Origin of the sequence: Priestia sp. YIM B13551 (assembly GCF_042787905.1) — a bacterium.
In the GTDB taxonomy this organism is placed as follows: Bacteria; Bacillota; Bacilli; order Bacillales; family Bacillaceae_H; genus Priestia.
Genome location: NZ_JBHZOX010000003.1, coordinates 62,044 through 79,928, shown reverse-complemented (window position 1 = coordinate 79,928; position 17,885 = coordinate 62,044). Strand labels below are relative to the sequence as shown.

General features: G+C 38.7%; 19 protein-coding genes. 4 read left to right on the top strand and 15 right to left on the bottom strand.

Going from position 1 to position 17,885, the window contains the following annotated elements; translation table 11 throughout:
* Positions 1-3 precede the first annotated feature (3 nt).
* The 5 genes from ACFX4N_RS17445 to ACFX4N_RS17425 form a co-directional block, all read right to left on the bottom strand.
* A complete protein-coding gene (locus ACFX4N_RS17445; protein ID WP_192100501.1) occupies positions 4-987 on the bottom strand; it encodes an ABC transporter ATP-binding protein in 984 nt (327 codons plus the stop codon).
* Complete coding sequence (locus tag ACFX4N_RS17440; protein WP_013055407.1) at positions 987-2,009, bottom strand: ABC transporter ATP-binding protein; 1,023 nt, start codon at positions 2,007-2,009, stop codon at positions 987-989. The genes ACFX4N_RS17445 and ACFX4N_RS17440 overlap by 1 nt, the downstream gene beginning before the upstream one ends.
* 226 nt (positions 2,010-2,235) lie before the next feature.
* Positions 2,236-3,009: a DUF2268 domain-containing putative Zn-dependent protease gene (locus tag ACFX4N_RS17435; protein ID WP_057274292.1), complete on the bottom strand. Its 774-nt coding sequence runs from the start codon at positions 3,007-3,009 to the stop codon at positions 2,236-2,238.
* 105 nt (positions 3,010-3,114) lie between these two features.
* The gene (gene fabF, locus ACFX4N_RS17430; protein WP_013055405.1) at positions 3,115-4,356 is read right to left on the bottom strand and encodes a beta-ketoacyl-ACP synthase II; all 1,242 of its coding nucleotides are present in this window, start codon (positions 4,354-4,356) and stop codon (positions 3,115-3,117) included.
* A 39-nt stretch (positions 4,357-4,395) separates the two neighbouring features.
* Complete coding sequence (locus ACFX4N_RS17425) at positions 4,396-5,334, bottom strand: beta-ketoacyl-ACP synthase III (RefSeq protein ID WP_013055404.1); 939 nt, start codon at positions 5,332-5,334, stop codon at positions 4,396-4,398.
* A gap of 256 nt (positions 5,335-5,590) precedes the next feature.
* Here ACFX4N_RS17425 and ACFX4N_RS17420 point away from each other — a divergent pair, with 256 nt between their 5' ends.
* Positions 5,591-5,791: a hypothetical protein gene (locus tag ACFX4N_RS17420; protein ID WP_057274291.1), complete on the top strand. Its 201-nt coding sequence runs from the start codon at positions 5,591-5,593 to the stop codon at positions 5,789-5,791.
* A gap of 28 nt (positions 5,792-5,819) precedes the next feature.
* On the opposite strand, the gene ACFX4N_RS17415 is transcribed toward ACFX4N_RS17420, so the two are convergent.
* The 3 genes from ACFX4N_RS17415 to ACFX4N_RS17405 all read right to left on the bottom strand — a co-directional run bounded on the left by ACFX4N_RS17415 (position 5,820) and on the right by ACFX4N_RS17405 (position 7,933).
* Complete coding sequence (locus tag ACFX4N_RS17415) at positions 5,820-6,014, bottom strand: ComZ family protein (protein ID WP_029324748.1); 195 nt, start codon at positions 6,012-6,014, stop codon at positions 5,820-5,822.
* A 78-nt stretch (positions 6,015-6,092) separates the two neighbouring features.
* Positions 6,093-6,977 (bottom strand): NAD-dependent epimerase/dehydratase family protein, encoded by an 885-nt coding sequence (locus ACFX4N_RS17410; protein WP_013055402.1) that lies wholly within the window; start codon positions 6,975-6,977, stop codon positions 6,093-6,095.
* 182 nt (positions 6,978-7,159) lie between these two features.
* Positions 7,160-7,933, bottom strand: coding sequence for an alpha/beta hydrolase (locus ACFX4N_RS17405; RefSeq protein WP_225519197.1), 774 nt, complete (start codon positions 7,931-7,933; stop codon positions 7,160-7,162).
* 176 nt (positions 7,934-8,109) lie between these two features.
* Here ACFX4N_RS17405 and ACFX4N_RS17400 point away from each other — a divergent pair, with 176 nt between their 5' ends.
* Both ACFX4N_RS17400 and ACFX4N_RS17395 read left to right on the top strand, forming a co-directional pair.
* The gene (locus ACFX4N_RS17400; RefSeq protein ID WP_013055400.1) at positions 8,110-8,298 is read left to right on the top strand and encodes a YjzD family protein; all 189 of its coding nucleotides are present in this window, start codon (positions 8,110-8,112) and stop codon (positions 8,296-8,298) included.
* 203 nt (positions 8,299-8,501) lie between these two features.
* Positions 8,502-9,386 (top strand): NAD(P)-dependent oxidoreductase, encoded by an 885-nt coding sequence (locus ACFX4N_RS17395; RefSeq protein ID WP_192100500.1) that lies wholly within the window; start codon positions 8,502-8,504, stop codon positions 9,384-9,386.
* 58 nt (positions 9,387-9,444) lie between these two features.
* Here ACFX4N_RS17395 and ACFX4N_RS17390 read toward each other — a convergent pair whose 3' ends face one another.
* The 3 genes from ACFX4N_RS17390 to ACFX4N_RS17380 form a co-directional block, all read right to left on the bottom strand.
* Entirely contained in the window at positions 9,445-9,579 is a 135-nt protein-coding gene (locus tag ACFX4N_RS17390; RefSeq protein WP_257128769.1) for a hypothetical protein, read from the bottom strand.
* 151 nt (positions 9,580-9,730) lie between these two features.
* The gene (galT, locus tag ACFX4N_RS17385) at positions 9,731-11,254 is read right to left on the bottom strand and encodes a UDP-glucose--hexose-1-phosphate uridylyltransferase (protein WP_192100499.1); all 1,524 of its coding nucleotides are present in this window, start codon (positions 11,252-11,254) and stop codon (positions 9,731-9,733) included.
* A 30-nt stretch (positions 11,255-11,284) separates the two neighbouring features.
* Complete coding sequence (locus ACFX4N_RS17380) at positions 11,285-12,463, bottom strand: galactokinase (protein WP_013055397.1); 1,179 nt, start codon at positions 12,461-12,463, stop codon at positions 11,285-11,287.
* 338 nt (positions 12,464-12,801) lie between these two features.
* Between ACFX4N_RS17380 and ACFX4N_RS17375 the strand changes: the two genes are divergently transcribed.
* Positions 12,802-13,695 carry a helix-turn-helix domain-containing protein gene (locus tag ACFX4N_RS17375; RefSeq protein WP_013055396.1) on the top strand — a complete coding sequence of 298 codons (894 nt, stop codon included), beginning with the start codon at positions 12,802-12,804 and terminating at the stop codon, positions 13,693-13,695.
* Positions 13,696-13,723: 28 nt separating this feature from the next.
* Here the strand turns inward: ACFX4N_RS17375 and ACFX4N_RS17370 are convergent, their stop codons facing one another.
* The 4 genes from ACFX4N_RS17370 to ACFX4N_RS17355 all read right to left on the bottom strand — a co-directional run bounded on the left by ACFX4N_RS17370 (position 13,724) and on the right by ACFX4N_RS17355 (position 17,846).
* Positions 13,724-13,975, bottom strand: coding sequence for a hypothetical protein (locus ACFX4N_RS17370; RefSeq protein ID WP_014461601.1), 252 nt, complete (start codon positions 13,973-13,975; stop codon positions 13,724-13,726).
* Between the two features lie 199 nt (positions 13,976-14,174).
* Positions 14,175-16,778 (bottom strand): ATP-dependent chaperone ClpB, encoded by a 2,604-nt coding sequence (clpB, locus tag ACFX4N_RS17365; RefSeq protein WP_053486826.1) that lies wholly within the window; start codon positions 16,776-16,778, stop codon positions 14,175-14,177.
* A gap of 114 nt (positions 16,779-16,892) precedes the next feature.
* Positions 16,893-17,072, bottom strand: a complete 180-nt coding sequence (locus tag ACFX4N_RS17360) for a YjzC family protein (protein ID WP_013055394.1) — start codon at positions 17,070-17,072, stop codon at positions 16,893-16,895.
* A 129-nt stretch (positions 17,073-17,201) separates the two neighbouring features.
* Positions 17,202-17,846 (bottom strand): SDR family oxidoreductase, encoded by a 645-nt coding sequence (locus ACFX4N_RS17355; RefSeq protein ID WP_013055393.1) that lies wholly within the window; start codon positions 17,844-17,846, stop codon positions 17,202-17,204.
* Positions 17,847-17,885: the final 39 nt, after the last annotated feature.

The following is a 17,885-nucleotide window of genomic DNA, read 5'->3' as shown; positions in this document are numbered from 1 at the left end:
CTTTTACGAGTTATATAAATGGCAAGCTACTTGATGGCCAGGTCTCACCTCCTTTAAGGCAGGTTTCGTTTGGCTGCACTCTGCCATGGCATGTATACAGCGAGGATGAAACGCACAGCCTTTTGGCGGATCAATTGGACTTGGGACATCTCCCTGTAAAATAATACGCTGTTTTTTCTTTCGCGGATCTGGTTCAGGTATAGCCGATACAAGCGCTTGCGTATAAGGGTGCAATGGCTCTGCGTATAGACTTTTCTTATCAGCAATTTCCACTAAACCGCCTAGGTACATAACACCGATACGGTCACTCATATGTTTAACAACACTCAAATCATGGGCAATAAATAAAAAGGTTAGGTCGAATTCTTGTTGAAGTTCTTTAAGAAGGTTTAAAACTTGTGATTGGACAGAAACGTCGAGTGCCGATACCGGTTCATCAGCAATAATAAGTTTTGGACGAAGTGCAAGTGCACGTGCAATTCCAATCCGCTGACGCTGTCCACCGGAAAATTCGTGAGGATATTTATAGTATGCATCTTCCGGTAACCCTACTTTTGTAAGTAGATTCATAACTTCTGATTTTAATTGATTGGTTGATTTTCCTGTAAAATTCCGAATTGGTTCAGAAATAACATCTCCAACCATTTGCATTGGATTGAGGGAAGCATAGGGATCTTGAAAAACCATTTGAAAATCTTGTCTAATTTTACGGAGAGAAGTTCCTTTTACTTCTGTGATATCTTTACCATCGAAAATAATTTTTCCGCTAGTTGGTTCTAACAGTCTTAGAATCGTTCTTCCTGCCGTGGATTTTCCACAGCCAGATTCTCCTACTAGACCGAGCGTTTCTCCTTTTCGAATAGCAAAAGAAATACCGTCAACTGCTTTTACATCACCAATTTTCTTTCGAAAAAATCCGCCGTAAATAGGATAGTAGGTTTTTAAATGCTGAACTTCTAGCAATACATCTTTCACCGCTTTAGTCATTAGCTTGTCTTCACTCCTTTTGACGGATAGCTATTTTTATACAGCAGACATGCGACATCATGCCCCTGTGAATCCTGGCGAAGAACAGGCGTAACGGAACTGCAGTCTTCCATTGCATGAGGACATCGGTTAACGAAACGACAGCCTGTCCGCGGCATGTTTACAAGAGAAGGCACAATTCCTTTGATCGTATTTAATACTTCTACATCATCTTCCATGCGTGGAATTGAGTGAAGAAGCGCTTTCGTGTACGGATGTTTTGGGGCATAAAATAACGTATCAACATCTGTATGCTCAACAATTTTTCCGCCATACATGACAATCACTTCATCACACATCTCAGCAACTACTCCTAAATCATGTGTAATCATAATAATAGACATATCATTGCTTTCTTGAATCTCTTTTAGCAATTCTAAAATTTGAGCTTGAACCGTAACATCTAGGGCTGTTGTCGGCTCATCAGCAATTAAAAGTTTAGGCTGACAAGCTACCGCCATGGCAATCATGACACGCTGCCTCATTCCTCCTGACAGCTGATGCGGATATTCATCGACGAGCTTTTCAGATCTCGAAATACCAACGCTTTTTAAAAGCGCAATGCTTTTTTCACGCGCTTCCGCTTTCGATATATTCATATGGTTAAACAATACTTCCTGCAGCTGATACCCAATGGTTAACACAGGATTAAGGGATGTCATCGGTTCTTGGAAAATCATTGAGATGTCTTTCCCCCGCACATCATTCATCTCATCTTCTGATAAGTGCGTAAGATTCTTTCCTTTAAATAAAACGCTTCCGCTTCTAATTTGACTATTCACTTTAGGTAATAGCCCAATAACGGATAAAGACAATACGCTTTTTCCACAGCCAGATTCTCCTACAACTCCTACAATTCGCTTTCGTCCGACTTGAAACGACACGTCGTCCACAGCATTATGCCAGGAATCATTAATGGAAAAAGCAGTTTGTAAATTTTTCACTTCTAGTAAAGGTGTTGATTCGACGGGCTTTTTATCCATTTATAGTGCACACCTCATTTTTCTAAAAATTGTTATATTTGAATAAGATATTATTACAATTTTATTACAAAATCAATATATTTTGAAAATTAATTATATTTTTTATTTTTAAAATAATGATTTCTGAATATCTCTTCGGCACTTTAACGCATAAACCTCCTAATTTTTTGTTGGAAATAGGATAAAATTTACTATTTTTAACTTCAGGTATATAGAACTTGTTTTTTTACAGTTGGAACGCAGATTTTTTTAAGATAGTATTGGTGCTAAGAGGAAGCAGCTGGGTAGTAGTTAAAGTGTGAGGCTTCATACATGAAGTAACAAGATGATAACCAATATTGTAGCCCATCATTTCTGGATACCAATTTTGACCGAATAACAGTTGATCATATTTCTTTTCGTCAGCGTGCAGATTGTAATAAGGTTTAACATGCTTTTCCCACATTTTTTTAGCTTCTTCAATGGTATAATAATTTGTCCAAGGAGCTAAATATTTTTTACCACAATACTCCTCTACAGCTCTTTCAGCTAACCCTTCCATCATCATAGCGTCTAACAAAGTAATCGTTTCATCAGATTTATTAATGGCTTTTAGCCTGCAAACGTGATGGTATTCATGGGTAAGTACCGCTAACATTTCTTCATCGGATGTATGACTTGTCATAAACACAAATAATTTATCGGTAAAAGCGACACCTGCTCTTCCGTTAAATTCACGCTGCATTTTTCGATTTCTAGGATTGCTTGGAAGCACTAACACCGCTACATCGGGCCCATTCCATGCTTTTTTAAGCATCTCGTAATGTGCTTTAACTTTCTTCCAAACCTGTCTTTTCTTCATTTCTTCTAGTTCTTTTATAAACATTAAAGAAGGCGGACACATTCCATAGTTAAAAAGTAATTCCATATATTCTTTTTCTTTTAATTTCTTAAAATAGCGCGCAAGATAACGGCTTATTTCTTTCGGCTCCGTCCAAGTAGAAGTTGAAACAATCGGCATGTTTTCCCCTCACTTTCTTCATCCTTTTGTTTCATGATATGTTCACTGCTACTCTTTTGGTTATTAAAAATAAAAAAATTCTAGGCATCAGCCTAGAATTTTTCATTATGCTTCGTATTTTTTAAAGATGATTGTTGCATTGTGACCGCCAAATCCAAGTGAGTTGCTTAGCACCGCTTTTACTTCCTGCTTACGCGCTTTGTTTGGAATGTAGTCTAAATCGCACTCTTCATCAGGTGTTTGATAGTTAATTGTTGGAGGAAGAATACCGTCTTGAATTGCTTTCACACTAAAAATAGCTTCTACTCCACCAGCAGCTCCTAACAAGTGGCCAGTCATTGACTTTGTTGAACTAATTGCTACTTTTTGAGCGTGGTCACCAAATACTTCTTTAATAGCCATTGTTTCAAATTTATCATTGTATCCTGTACTTGTACCGTGAGCATTGATGTAATCAATATCACTTGGCTGTAGGCCTGCATCTTCAATCGCATGACGCATTGCACGAACGCCGCCTTCTCCTCCTGGAGCTGGCGCTGTGATATGGTGAGCATCTCCTGTCGAACCATAGCCCACAATTTCAGCATAAATACGTGCGCCGCGCGCTAGTGCATGTTCAAGCTCCTCAAGCACAATAACACCCGCACCTTCTCCCATAACGAAGCCGTCGCGGTCTTTATCAAACGGACGAGATGCTGTTGCAGGATCTGGATTTGTAGAAAGTGCTTTATTCGCACAGAAACCAGCAATAGATAAACGCGTGATTGGCGCTTCCGTACCGCCCGTCACCATCACGTCTGCATCTCCGCGTTGAATTACTTTAAACGCATCACCAATAGAGTTTGTACCTGTTGCACATGCCGTTACCGTACAAGAGTTCACGCCTTTCGCCCCTAAAGCAATAGAAACTTGTCCTGTTGCCATATCAGGAATCATCATCGGAATGAAGAATGGACTTACACGGCGGGCACCTTTTTCTAATAACGTTGAATATTGGTTTTCAAACGTTTCCATACCGCCAATTCCAGAACCAATCCAAACGCCAACGTTTGGAGCAATTTCTTCTGTAATAGTCAAATCCGCATCTTTAACAGCCGCCAATGCAGCTACCATTGCATATTGAGTAAAGCGATCCATCTTACGAGCCTCTTTGCGGTCAATAAAATCTTCCACGTTAAAATCTTTTACTTCAGCCGCTACTTTAGCCGGGAATTCATCTGCATCTAGTCTTGTTAAAGGACCAACGCCAGACACGCCTGCTACTGCGTTTTTCCAAGCTGTTTCTACATCATTTCCAATTGGTGTAAGCCCACCAAGTCCTGTTACAACTACACGTTTTTTATTCATCGTACATTCATCTCCTTCAGTTGCTTTAAAAATGTAGTGTTATTTTCCCCATCTAATAGCAATAGCTCCCCATGTTAAGCCGCCTCCGAAGCCAACCATTACAATTAAATCATCATCTTGAATTTTCCCTGCTTCAAGCTCATGAACAATTGAAATTGGAATCGATGCTGCTGATGTATTGCCGTAGTATTGGATTGTTTTAGACATTTTTTCTTCAGGCAAGTCTAATCGCTGTCTTGCAGCTTCCATAATACGAATATTCGCTTGATGAGGTACAAGAAAATCAACATCCTCTTTTGTTAAACCTGCTTTTTCAATTACATTAACAGCAGATTCCCCCATTTGTCGAACAGCAAACTTAAATACTTCACGTCCGTTCATGACAATATGATCAAGCTCGTTTTGATACAAGTGCTTGCCTCCCGTACCGTCGGACCCTAGTTCAAAGGATAAAATACCTCGTCCTTCTGATACAGGTCCCATTACAACTGCACCTGCTCCGTCTCCGAATAAAACAGCCGTGTTACGGTCGTCCCAATCTGTAATCTTAGAAAGCTTTTCTACACCGACCACTAATATATGCTTGTAAGCATTGGTTTCAATAAATTGCTTAGCTGTAATCATGCCGTACATAAACCCTGCACATGCGGCACTCACATCAAAAGAAGCTGCTTTTTTTGCTCCCAATTTTTCTTGTAGCATACATGATACTGTAGGAAACGGTTGATCTGGCGTTACCGTAGCAACAATGATCATGTCAATATCTTCTGCCTCGACGTTAGCTTTATGTAAAGCTTCAACTGCTGCTTTATAAGCTAAATCAGATGTGTCCTCGTTATCGGCTGCAATTCGGCGCTCTTGAATACCTGTGCGCGTACGAATCCACTCATCTGATGTATCCATTACTTTTTCAAGATCTAAATTTGTTACAACTTTCTCTGGTACATAACGTCCAATTCCTAGAACACCAGCGTTCATATCAACCTCTCCTTTAAATAAAAGGCTTATATTCCTATAAAACCTATATCCGTCATTTCATTTATCGATTATATAATCAATTATTATGAGTTGGTACTAATTTTACTTCATTTTTTATTTTTTGTCCATATAGGTGTTCGTCCTACTCAGGTATCTATCATGCTACATATAGTAATCATACGGGACCCTCTTACTCTAGTATGGGACATTAGATAAGAACTTACCCACCATTAAAATAGTGAAAGGAATGAGTATCATGGCAAGAAGACAAAGAAATGAAGCTTTTTCTGATTTTATGTTTGGAGCTGGGGGCAGAAAATCAAGAGAAGAAAGAGAGCGAGAGGAGTGGGAAAGATTATTTAAACAAATCGATGAAATTGTACTCGCCGTCGAAGAACTAGCTCCTCTTCTTAAACAGTTTGCCCCTTTAGTCGATTTATTTTCCAAACAAAAATAACAGCTCGGATTCTACCGAGCTGTTTTCTTTAGTTGTTTTCATTTTCAGCTAATGCATCTTGCTTGCCAAGCTCATAGGCGTCGCTCATTACTTTTGTTAGTAATGTCAATACCGGCTGCACGTGTTCCATTGATAACTCAACGCCTGTTTCATCTAAGATCTGCTTTGCTTCTGGCAAGTACTTCATTGCAATTTGCATGAATTGCATATTTTGCTCTTCCATAGTGAAATCTCCTTTATTAAAAAACATTTATTCCTCCTTATATTAGCGAATCTATTCTATAAGTACAACTTTCTCCTTTTAATGAAGAGGTAAAAAGAATGTTCTCATATGTTTTTTTTGCAGATAAATGCCTTCTTTAGCCGTTACTCTTGAAGAAAAATGCAGCAGTTCTTTCGCTTTCCTGCTGATTTCATATTTTTCTTGAGCCGCTTCTTCCTTCACCTCCATATGAGTAATGTTTGCTCCTGCGCTCCAAGGCTGTAACTTTTCTTCAACTAAATGAACCACTTCATATGAATATGCAGCAGTTTTACAGAGTCTAAGTGCACTGACGGCATCTTCAATATAAATAATAAAATCCGTGCCTTCCATAATGTTAAAAGCTTCTTCGTACCCGGCAATATTTTTAGAATAGCACATTGACAAAGGCTGCCAAGGTCCGTAAAGAGTCGGCGTTCTGACAATTATAATGGGCCATCCATCATCTTTATATTTTTCTATCATTCGCTCAAAATGAACGTATAGCCTTCCTTCACTACTGTCCGGTTCTGGAATCGTTGTTTCTTCAATCTTTCGCTGCTGGTCTCCAAATACGCGCATGGTAGAAACAAACACAAATCGAATGTTGAATTGACGGCATTTGTTAAGTGCTTGAATGAGCACTTGCTGGGCTTTTTGCATTTCTTGTCTTAAAAAAGCAGGATGATAAAAATCTCCTCCATCGAAATACGTGAAGTAGACAATATCCGTTTCTGAGGTAATCATATCTAATGACTCTCCTACTTCAGTCGATGCATAATTAGCGTTTCGCCCTAAGAAAAATTTCATCTCTTCCTGCAAATCATCTTCTTCTTTATGAGCAGAATGTGTATATCCTTTTACTTCTGTACCTTCGTCTAAAAAAGCCATACATAAATGAAAACCAATAAAGCGGTTTGCCCCTATTACTACTACATTTCCCATATCGCTTCCTCCAATTCTTCATTCATCATTTATTCAACAAAAAGCTTAAAGCCCTATAGTTATAGAGAGTACTCATTCCTTATTTCAAAGAAGTTCATCTGTAAAAGCATCACGAACTCTTTTTTTCCTTTTATCTCTTATACAAAAAGCCCCTATGATATGTATAATCATAGAAGCTTTGCTTATAACACTTTTTCATGCTGTTTATAAAATTGGAGAAGGGACCGTTCAAACAAATAGTTTTTTTCCGGCAAATAAAGTGAAAGCATAATCGGAGAGTGAAGTTCTTCACGATGTAGTTCATATTTTTTACTGTGTGCAATTGGATAATGAGTAGAGGCATTAGGCGCGGTCCATATCTTCACGGGCAGCGTTGATTTTAATTCTGTAACAGAAGGGTACTCCTTAATTAGCTTTGATACTTGCTTCCGCTCCACTTTATAAGCTTGAGTCAAGTCCTTCGTGAATTGTTTATAAAAGAATTTATTGTTTTTTTCATGTTCTGCATGCGTATGAAGATCAATACATGGATTTAGTAAACCAGCTGATCGAATGAACGTATTCCCGTCATTTTCCATTAGCTGCAGCGCTAACAGAGCCCCCATTCCTTCAGCTAAAATATGAATTCGTTTATTTAAAATTTCTTGTTTCATTACTAAATGATAAAGTTGTTTTGCAAGGTGATATGCTTCAGGGGACCCCCAATGCCGGCCATATAAATTGGAATAAAATACTGTGTATCCTTCATCTTGTAAACATTGCAACAGCTGTGACCTTCCGCCGTGCTGAATCCATAAGCTAGTTGAACTTTCAACAAAATGATCTTTATCACCCAATACTAACACACCGAAACCATTCGGTCGTTCAGGGACATGTACGACATTCCATTGCGTATCTAAGCTAAAAAAGCGTCGATGTATCATAGCTCTTCCTCCGTAACTTACTAGTTGTTCCATACAGTGTATGATAGAACCATCAAAAAGCGCACTAGAATAATGCCTATTTCTGACTTATTGCTCTTTTGTTTCTATGTGGGAACACGCCCCTTATTTATTCATAAAAAATTCAATTTCTTATTTGACTGCTATATGCTAAAATGAAATCAAACTGTACTGTAAACGAGGTGAATAGAATGCGTGTCGTAATGGCTTTTGTTTGGGGCTTTTTACTAATGAATATGGCAGTGTACGTAATCTCTGCAATGACGGGCGGTACTTACAGTTTCGCAACCGCTTCCATCCTTGGAGTAGTTTTCACGCTAGTTGTAATTTTGATTGGAGAACTGGGTGTACCGAATAAACCAGCAAATAATCACCACTAAAAAGTGTTGGCTGTAAAGCCAGCGCTTTTTTTATCTTTTGGCATAGGCTCTTCTCAGTACTTTCTTTCCTTACCTCGTATTCAAGACACAGGACTGAGAGTACTTTTCTAGATTTGTATATAGTCGGAATCATTGATTATCCCAAACTTTAACTATATAATTTTAGAATAATCAAACTATTAACTTTAGGAGTGAATACTGCTGTGACTAAAGAAAAAATTGGTTTTATCGGAACAGGCGTTATGGGTCAAAGCATGGCCGGGCATTTAATTGACGCAGGATATGAAGTCCTTGTTTATACACGAACAAAAACTCGTGCTCAAGCATTACTTGAAAAAGGGGCCAAATGGAAAGAAACCGTTCGAGAAGTGGCCGAACAATCTGATGTTATTATCACCATGGTAGGCTACCCTCACGATGTAAAAGAGATTTATTTATGCAAAGACGGCATTATACATAATGCAAAGAAAGGCTGCTATACAATTGATATGACGACATCGAGCCCTATACTTGCTCGTGAGATTTATCAAGCAGCAAAAGAGAAGCACATTCATGCGCTTGACGCTCCTGTTTCAGGAGGCGATATTGGGGCTCAGAAAGCAACATTAGCGATTATGGTAGGAGGCGATTCTGAAGCATTCTCTGCCGTTACGCCTATACTTGAAAAAATGGGGACAAATATCGTTCTTCAAGGAAGCGCTGGTGCTGGTCAACATACAAAAATGTGCAATCAAATCGCTATTGCCTCTAATATGATGGGTGTATGCGAAGCTATACTTTATGCTGAAAAAGCCGGATTAGATCCGAATACTGTTCTAAAAAGTATTGAAACAGGCGCAGCGGGAAGCTGGTCGTTAAGTAATTTAGCTCCTCGCATGATTAAAGGAGACTTCGAACCAGGTTTTTATATTAAACACTTCCTTAAAGATATGAAGATTGCCATTGAATCAGCTGAAGAAATGGAGCTGTATACACCAGGGCTAAAATTAGCAAAATCGCTTTATGAACAGCTCGAAAAACAAGGCGATGATAATAAAGGAACACAGGCTCTGTATATCCTTTTGAAACAGCATGCATTAACTGTATAAAAAACGAGATTCAGACATAAAGAACCAATTGGATAGATGCTTTAGTATGAATTACTTATTACCCCGCTGTTGATGTCCGTGCAAGACGTCGCTTTCCGCGGGCGGCCGGTGAGCCTCCTCGTTGCTTACGCTCCTGCGGGGTCTCACCTGTTCCGCTTTTCCCGCAGGAGTCTTCGTCTTGCTCTCCCATCAACAGCTAAAAGCAGCTACATACATGAAACCTACGTCCATCCTACCAATAAAAAAACCGAACGAGTTTGATTCTCCATCAAGAATCTCAATTCATCGTTCGGATTTTCCATCAACGAAACTACTTTTATTCCACCCTCATTTTTATTAATGATTTACTTTTCATTTAACGAATTCATAAAGCGACTGAAAGCGAGCTGCCCTTCAGCAGTTTGTTTAAATACACCTGCATGTTCTAAAATAGTTACAAAGACCAAACCGAGCTCTTGTTGGAGAATGCTTTGGACATTTTCTGCTTCAATATGTGGATATTTTTTCTTGATTTGTTCGGCCCACTTCACGTGTTTTTTCACTTGATCATGTCTGCTGGCTAATTCGCTCAGGTTATTCTGAACTAACCCTTTGGCCACTAGACTCATTTCGTCTTTCAAACGACCGGGTAAAACCGCAAGCCCCATTACTTCAATTAAACCTATGTTCTCTTTTTTGATATGATGAACTTCTGCATGCGGATGATAAATGCCATCTGGATGTTTGCCGTGTGTTCGATTGTTTCGCAGTACTAAATCTAATTCATACAAATCTCCCCTTTTTCGAGCAATAGGCGTGACCGTGTTGTGAGGAGTTTGATCTGTAAAAGCTAAAATATCAGCACTTTGATCACTATATGATTTCCATTTCTTCAAAATGAAATCCGCTGCTTCCACTAATGGTGCAAGGTGCGAACTTTGAAGACGAACGACCGACATCGGCCAATGAACAATTCCAGCTTTCACGTCTGGATATGCTTTAAGAGAGAACAATTTATTTATTTTTGCTTTAGCCATAGGAAAATCATGATAGCCGCCTTGAAAGTGGTCATGAGTTAAAATAGATCCTCCTACGATGGGTAGATCTGCATTTGATCCTAAAAAATAATGTGGAAATTGTTCAACGAAGGCAAGCAGCCGCTTAAACGTTTGCTTTGAAATATGCATGGGTGTATGTTCACTCGCAAAAACAATGGCATGTTCATTATAATAAACATAAGGTGAAAACTGCATGTACCACAGCTCTTCCTGCAATTCCACAGGAATAATCCGGTGATTTTGACGAGCTGGGTGGTTAATGCGACCTGCATAACCAGCATTTTCTTTACAGAGAAGGCACAGCGGATAGTTGCTTTCCTTCAATGATTTGCTTGCTGCAATAGCTTTTGGATCTTTTTCCGGCTTTGATAAGTTGATGGTAATTTCAAGTTCTCCAAAGTCAGTGTTTGTTACCCATCTTTCGTTTTTAGCAATTCGATCTCTGCGAATATAGTGAATGTCTTTTGACAGCTTATAATAATAGCTTGTGGCTTTTTGAGGGCTTTGCTGATAGTGATCATAAAATGTCCGATTAACCTCTGAAGGCATGCTTGCAAAGCATCCCATTATTTTGGTATCGAATAAATCTCTATACGTGATAGAATTCTCGGCGATTCGATTGTTTTCTGCAGCCCAATCAAGCATGTTGTCTAAAATAGCAGCTGGATGTTCCAGACGTTCTTCATTGACTTCTACTATAATACATTCGTCGAGCCTTAACACTTCCAGCAGTTTATTTCTCACCACATCTATATCCCATTTTGTTAATAGATTCTTTTGTAAACCATATTGAATAAGTCGGGTGATTTCTTCATGAATGTTGACTGACATACACTCGTTCCTTTCTCTATCTGTTTTCTCTTATACTGCTTCTAATGTGAGTTCACGCGCTCCTTCTCCAACCGTCACCACATAAAATTCAGCTTCTAAACTCGTTTTCTCATAATAGGTATTCCTTACTTTTTCAACAAACCTATCAACCTGTGCTTTTTGTACGATGCTAATTGTACAGCCGCCAAAACCTGCACCTGTCATGCGTGATCCAATCACGCCTTCTTGCAGCCAAGCTGCTTCTACAAGAGCATCTAGTTCTTTCCCACTTACTTCATAGTCATCTCGCAGTGAGCAGTGCGATTCATTCATCAATTGGCCAAACCCTTTTAAATCACCGTTTTGCAATTTAGCAACCGCTTCTTTTGTGCGTTCATTTTCATATACCGCATGTTTAGCGCGCTTACAATCTACTTCGTTTTGTATCAAAGATTTGTGCTTTTCAAATTGCTCTTTGGTTAAATCTCCAAGCGAATTAATGGAAAGTGAAGTTTGCAAGTCTGACAGCGCTCTTTCACACTCCATGCGGCGTTCATTATATTTTGAGTCTGCCAGCCCTCTTCGCTTATTTGTATTAGAAATAACGAGCACAGCATCTGTTAATTGCAGCGGGCTATACTGGTATTCAAGAGTTTGACAGTTTAACAATACGGCTTGATTTTCCTTTCCCATTCCAATTGCAAACTGATCCATAATCCCGCAGCTTACGCCGATAAATTCATTTTCAGCTTGCTGCGCCATTTTTACAAGGTCCATCATATCAATATTCAATTCAAGAATTTTATTTAAAAGTACGCATGTGACTAACTCAATTGATGCCGACGATGAAAGCCCTGCTCCGTTAGGAATGTTGCCGAAAAACAAGATATCAAAACCAAAAGGAAGATCATATCCGTGCTTTTTAAAGGTGTCCATTACTCCTTTTGGATAATTAGCCCAATCATCTTCGGTTTTGTACGTTAATTGCTCTAAAGAGGATTCAATAACGCCTGCTTCAGAGAAGTTTTTAGAGTACATACGTATTTTTCGATCATGACGTTTTTGTACTACCGCATACGTTCCTATACTCAATGAACAAGGAAAAACATGCCCTCCATTATAATCAGTATGTTCTCCAATTAAATTGACACGTCCTGGCGCAAAAAAGCAGCGAATAGCTTCTGACGAATGAAATATTTGTTTGAACTCTTCGATTAATTTTTCCAGCATTTATTATCACCTATTTTAAGTAGTTTTTTGGAAACGGATTCATATGTACATTGTAAAGTCCAATTTTCCTTGCCTCAATGGTAAAATTACTATCGATAATCGGTACTTTTTTGCTTATCACTTTAAAAATGATTCTTTTGAATTGACGATGAACTACTCTTACGCCAAAAAGGTGTTATCTTTATGTGAGCCTTGACTTGCAAATGATAAGAAAATAATAGATTTAGAGACATTCCCTAAAAATAATCACGATATTTTCAAAAAATTATAGAAAAATGAAAGCGATTACGTTAAAGTAAGAATTAAGTACTACTTTATTTCAAAAAGAAGGTGAAAATTTGCTCTCACATTTCCAAACTCAAGAATATTCAACGTACGCATACAGGTTTTTAGAATCCCGCACAAATGAAGTTGCGCAGCTATGGTCGGTTGGGTGGGATGAAGTTTTCTCTCCCCTTTATAACTGGAGCGGAAATCAGCGAAAAGACGTAGGGAAATATATTTTTCAATACACGGTTTCTGGGTACGGGATGATTGAAATAGATGGACAAGAATATAAAGTGGATGCTGGGAAAGCATTCATCGTCAATATACCTGGAAATTATCGCTATTACTTACCAAAGGAAAGTGAAAACTGGGAGTTTATTTTTCTTACATTATACGGAGATGAAGTACAAAAATGCTGGGATTATATTCAGTCAACCCACTCCCCTGTAATTAGGTTTCATCCTGAATCAGCACCTGTTCAGCTGCTTGCTCAAATATATAAGCGGGCAAGTGAAAAACATATAGCAGATCCATTTCATGCCTCAAGCTTATCTTACCGCTTTGTAATGGAGCTGTACCAATATATTAAAAGCATGGACAGTTTTACAGAAGATTGGCCTGAAAGTATCATTAGCTCTATTTTATTTGCCCGTAATCATTATCATGAAGAAATCGGTCCGGATGAAATGGCAGATGCAGCTCATTTATCTCGCTATCATTTTAGCCGGTTATTCAAACAAACAACTGGAATTACGCCGATTCAATATTTAACGAAGCTTCGCATTCAAAAAGCGGCCGAGCTATTGCATCAAACCAAGTATTCAATCGAAGAAATTGCTGAAAACGTCGGCTATGCAAATGCCAATTATTTAACAAAAGTATTTCGCAAAACAACCAATATGACACCCGGACAATATCGAAAAAGTGATGCATCCATTGATGAGCACTTTGCATTGCCAAAATAAAAACGACTTCCATAAAAGGAAGTCGTTTTTATTTTTTATCGGGAATTTCTACTACCACAGAACCTTTTTCGTAAATAAAAGTCAATTTTTTACCCGGGATAATCATATTTTCTAAAATATCTCGTGCAGCTTGAAGTGCAAACTCTGTCCGTTCTGCCTTTTCCTGCACTTCTTCATTTTCAGCTTGAAGATCATTTTTATCCAGCGCTCTTATTTTAGTTAATGCCTGATCTATAAAATCGTATGCTTCGTCATATATAAGCTCTATACGGTCCTTCATGTGCTCATTCATGCTCCTTTGCCCATTTTGTATTATCATAAATGAATTAGATATATTCTACAACCTAAAACTGAATAAGTTTTTACGCTTAGCTCTCATGTATTTTTCTTTTATTTCTTTTTATTTTTTTAAAAAGAGAGCTGCTTTTAATAGCAAAAAAAGACCATTCAATTTATCATGAATGGCCTTTTTAGAAAACTTATACGCTGACAACAAACTCATCATCTTTTACATCAACTGTCACTTGACTATAATCTTCAATTTTCCCTGCAATTAATTCTCTGGCAATTTTTGTTTCAATATATTTTTGAATAAACCTTTTTAAAGGGCGAGCTCCGTATACCGGATCAAACCCGGAGGCTGCAATATAATTTTTTGCTTCTTCTGTTAACGTTAACGAAATATGACGATCGGATAAACGCTTTTCAAGCTGAAGCAATAGCTTATCAATAATCCCTTTTACTTCATGAACAGTTAGCGGTTTGAATAAAATCGTGTCGTCTACTCGATTTAAGAATTCTGGACGAAAATGCTGTCTTAATTGAGCCATCACTTGCTCTCTGGCTTTTTCAGTAATCTCGCCTTCACTTGTTAAACCGTCTAATAAAAATTGAGAACCGATATTCGACGTCATAATAATGACTGTATTTTTAAAATCAATGACTTTTCCTTTTGAATCTGTTGCTCTTCCATCATCTAGTATTTGAAGGAGCACATTAAATACTTCGGGATGGGCTTTTTCAATTTCATCCAACAAAACGACTGAATAAGGCTTGCGTCTCACCGCTTCCGTTAGCTGGCCGCCTTCTTCGTATCCTACATAGCCAGGAGGCGCTCCTATAAGCCTAGAGACCGCATGCTTTTCCATGTACTCAGACATATCAATACGAACCATTTGTTCTTCACTGTCAAATAAAGAATGTGCCAACGTTTTGGCTAGCTCCGTTTTTCCTACTCCGGTAGGTCCTAGGAAAATAAATGATCCAATCGGACGGTTCGGGTCTTTAATGCCTGCCCGTGCACGAATCACAGCATCCGTCACTAAGGATACGGCTTCGTCTTGTCCAATTACACGCTGCTGTAAAATTGACTCAAGCTTCAACAGCTTTTCTCTTTCCCCTTCAACTAGTTTTGATACTGGAATTCCCGTCCATCTTCCTACAATTTCAGCAATTTCTTCTTCTGTTACTTCTTCTCTTAACAAACGGTTTTCTTGTGCTTTTTCAGCAGCTGTTTCTTCCAGCTGTTTTAGTTCTTTTTCAAGAGCTGGAATGCGTCCGTGGCGAAGTTCAGCTGCTTTATTTAAATCATATTTCCCTTCAGCTTCTTCTAGGTCTCGCTTCGCTTTCTCAAGCTGCTCCCGGACATCTTGCACCGTTTGAATCGACTGCTTTTCTTTTTCCCACTGCAGCTTCATTGTATCTGCACGTTCTTTTAAATCAGAGACTTCTTTTCGAATTGCCTCTAACCTTGTGATGCTTGCTTGATCTGTTTCTTTACTTAATGCCGCTTCTTCAATTTCAAGCTGCATGACACGTCGTGTTACTTCATCTAATTCTGATGGCATCGAATCTATTTCTGTTCGAATGGTTGCGCATGCTTCATCAATTAAATCAATTGCTTTATCAGGTAAAAAGCGATCTGAGATATAACGATCAGACATAACCGCTGCTGAAACAATCGCTCGGTCGTGAATATTCACGCCGTGATGAATTTCAAATCGTTCTTTTAAACCACGCAAAATAGAGATTGTATCTTCTACTGAAGGTTCTTCAACCAGCACCTGTTGAAAGCGTCTTTCAAGCGCTGGATCTTTTTCAATATACTGACGGTACTCATCAAGAGTTGTAGCTCCTATACAGTGAAGTTCTCCTCTAGCAAGCATTGGTTTTAAAATATTCCCTGCATCCATCGCTCCATCCGTACGGCCTGCTCCAACGATTGTATGAAGCTCGTCAATGAATAAAAGAATTTGACCGTTGCTTTTCTTAACTTCTTGAAGAACAGCTTTTAAACGCTCTTCAAATTCTCCCCTGAATTTCGCTCCTGCTACTAAAGCTCCCATATCTAATGAAAAGATGGTTTTATCTTTTAATCCTTCAGGTACATCTCGGCGAACAATACGCTGTGCTAGACCTTCAACAATCGCTGTTTTACCAACGCCAGGTTCTCCGATCAAAACTGGATTGTTTTTTGTTTTTCGCGATAAAATGCGAATAACGCGGCGAATTTCTCCGTCTCGTCCAATGACTGGATCAATGTTCCCTGCTCGTACCTCTGCTACTAAGTCTCTTCCATATTTAGCTAACGCTTCATATGTGACTTCGGGATTTTGACTTGTAATTCGCTGATTTCCTCGAAGGCTGGTAAGCACATCTTGCAGAGCTTTTTTTGTTATACCGTGACTTGAAAATAACTTGCCATATTCACTAGAAGACGGTTCCTGTGCTAATGCTAAAAAGATGTGCTCAACTGAAACATAATCATCTTGCAAACGAGATGCTTCTTCTTGAGCTTTAACAAACAGCTGCTGAAGTTTATTCGTAATATAAACCTTCCCTGCTTCAGCACCACTTCCTGTAACGGCTGGTTTTTTCGCAAGCAATTGATTTACCTGCTGCTGAAAAGATTGATGATCTATATGTAAATGATCTAATATGCGAGGAGCAATACCATCTTGCTGATGAATGAGCGTATAAAGCAAATGAGCAATATCCACTTCCTGCTGATTTCGTTTAATAGCTTCGGACTGTGCTTCCATCACGCCTTCTTGCAATTTTTGGGTCATTTTATTTATATCCATTGAACATCCTCCTTCGATACATTTGACCTTTATTGACCTTTATTTCATTATACCCAGCAATAGGAAAACAAGTAAAGCCATTCAATTTAGAATGGCTTCTTTATTTTTTACTATTTAAGGCTTGCGCATGTACGTCCAGTGGCGATCATCGTTGGCCGTCTCTGGAAAACGCTCTCCTGCTTTTAATTTAACCTTTTGAGGATTATTTACGTTGCTTCCTGTTTCACCAATTTCAATATACACTCCGTTATTAGGAGCTTTTTGACCCGGTGTAAAATGACGATTTTGTCCCATTGTCCTGCCTCCTCATTCCTGAAATGAAATGTTCTCCTATACTATTCCCTTAAGATTTCTGTTTCATAATGGAGATGTTTTCATATTAGGAAGAGAAAAAGAGCAGACCTTTAGATCCGCTCTTTTATATTAATGAGTAAATTTAATAGCTTTTTCGATTTCAGTTTCTCCAGCTAGCATTTCAAACGTTTTTCCTATCGTAGCTTCTTCGTTTAGGCATTCTACAAGCACGGTTGCTACATCTGCTCGGGGAATCGTCTGAGATTTATCTTCAATATCATTATTGATATCAATTTTCCCAGTAGCTTGATCATTCGATAAAGTTCCTGGTCGTACAATTGTATACTGTAGATTAGACTGCTTTAGGTATTCATCCGCTATCGCTTTAGCACGCAGGTAAAGCTGTAAGCCTTCTGGTCCTTGCTCAGGTGCGTCTGTTCCCATTGAACTTAACATAACAAAGCGCTTTACACCTTGATTTTTTGCTTCATCAATGATATTTTTAGCACCGTTTTGATCTACAGCGATTGTCTTTTTGTCTCCGGTATGTCCTCCAGAACCTGCTGCAAATATGACAGCGTCCATACCTCTTAAAGCATCTGAAACATCTTGCTCCAAGTCAGCAAGCACAACATTGGCACCTAGCTTCTTTAACGCGTCTGCTTGCTTTTCGTCGCGAATCATCGCATAAGCTTCGTGCTGCTTGCTGTTTGCAACTTTTTCTACCACTTGTTTTCCCGTTGTTCCGTTTGCTCCAACAACTAATACTTTCATCATAAATCACCTTTCGTTCTGTTTAGTATACAATGGGTG

What these genes read in the sequence shown, in the direction of transcription:
- ACFX4N_RS17415 (WP_029324748.1), bottom strand. Translation starts at nt 6,014, where the DNA reads ATGGAAGAGCAAAATATGCAATTCATGCAAATTGCAATGAAGTACTTG.
- ACFX4N_RS17380 (WP_013055397.1), bottom strand. Translation starts at nt 12,463, where the DNA reads ATGCTGGAAAAATTAATCGAAGAGTTCAAACAAATATTTCATTCGTCA.
- ACFX4N_RS17420 (WP_057274291.1), top strand. Translation starts at nt 5,591, where the DNA reads ATGGCAAGAAGACAAAGAAATGAAGCTTTTTCTGATTTTATGTTTGGA.
- ACFX4N_RS17355 (WP_013055393.1), bottom strand. Translation starts at nt 17,846, where the DNA reads ATGAAAGTATTAGTTGTTGGAGCAAACGGAACAACGGGAAAACAAGTG.
- ACFX4N_RS17445 (WP_192100501.1), bottom strand. Translation starts at nt 987, where the DNA reads ATGACTAAAGCGGTGAAAGATGTATTGCTAGAAGTTCAGCATTTAAAA.
- ACFX4N_RS17410 (WP_013055402.1), bottom strand. Translation starts at nt 6,977, where the DNA reads ATGGGAAATGTAGTAGTAATAGGGGCAAACCGCTTTATTGGTTTTCAT.
- clpB (WP_053486826.1), bottom strand. Translation starts at nt 16,778, where the DNA reads ATGGATATAAATAAAATGACCCAAAAATTGCAAGAAGGCGTGATGGAA.
- ACFX4N_RS17405 (WP_225519197.1), bottom strand. Translation starts at nt 7,933, where the DNA reads ATGGAACAACTAGTAAGTTACGGAGGAAGAGCTATGATACATCGACGC.
- galT (WP_192100499.1), bottom strand. Translation starts at nt 11,254, where the DNA reads ATGTCAGTCAACATTCATGAAGAAATCACCCGACTTATTCAATATGGT.
- ACFX4N_RS17435 (WP_057274292.1), bottom strand. Translation starts at nt 3,009, where the DNA reads ATGCCGATTGTTTCAACTTCTACTTGGACGGAGCCGAAAGAAATAAGC.
- ACFX4N_RS17425 (WP_013055404.1), bottom strand. Translation starts at nt 5,334, where the DNA reads ATGAACGCTGGTGTTCTAGGAATTGGACGTTATGTACCAGAGAAAGTT.
- ACFX4N_RS17400 (WP_013055400.1), top strand. Translation starts at nt 8,110, where the DNA reads ATGCGTGTCGTAATGGCTTTTGTTTGGGGCTTTTTACTAATGAATATG.
- ACFX4N_RS17360 (WP_013055394.1), bottom strand. Translation starts at nt 17,072, where the DNA reads ATGGGACAAAATCGTCATTTTACACCGGGTCAAAAAGCTCCTAATAAC.
- ACFX4N_RS17370 (WP_014461601.1), bottom strand. Translation starts at nt 13,975, where the DNA reads ATGAAGGACCGTATAGAGCTTATATATGACGAAGCATACGATTTTATA.
- fabF (WP_013055405.1), bottom strand. Translation starts at nt 4,356, where the DNA reads ATGAATAAAAAACGTGTAGTTGTAACAGGACTTGGTGGGCTTACACCA.
- ACFX4N_RS17440 (WP_013055407.1), bottom strand. Translation starts at nt 2,009, where the DNA reads ATGGATAAAAAGCCCGTCGAATCAACACCTTTACTAGAAGTGAAAAAT.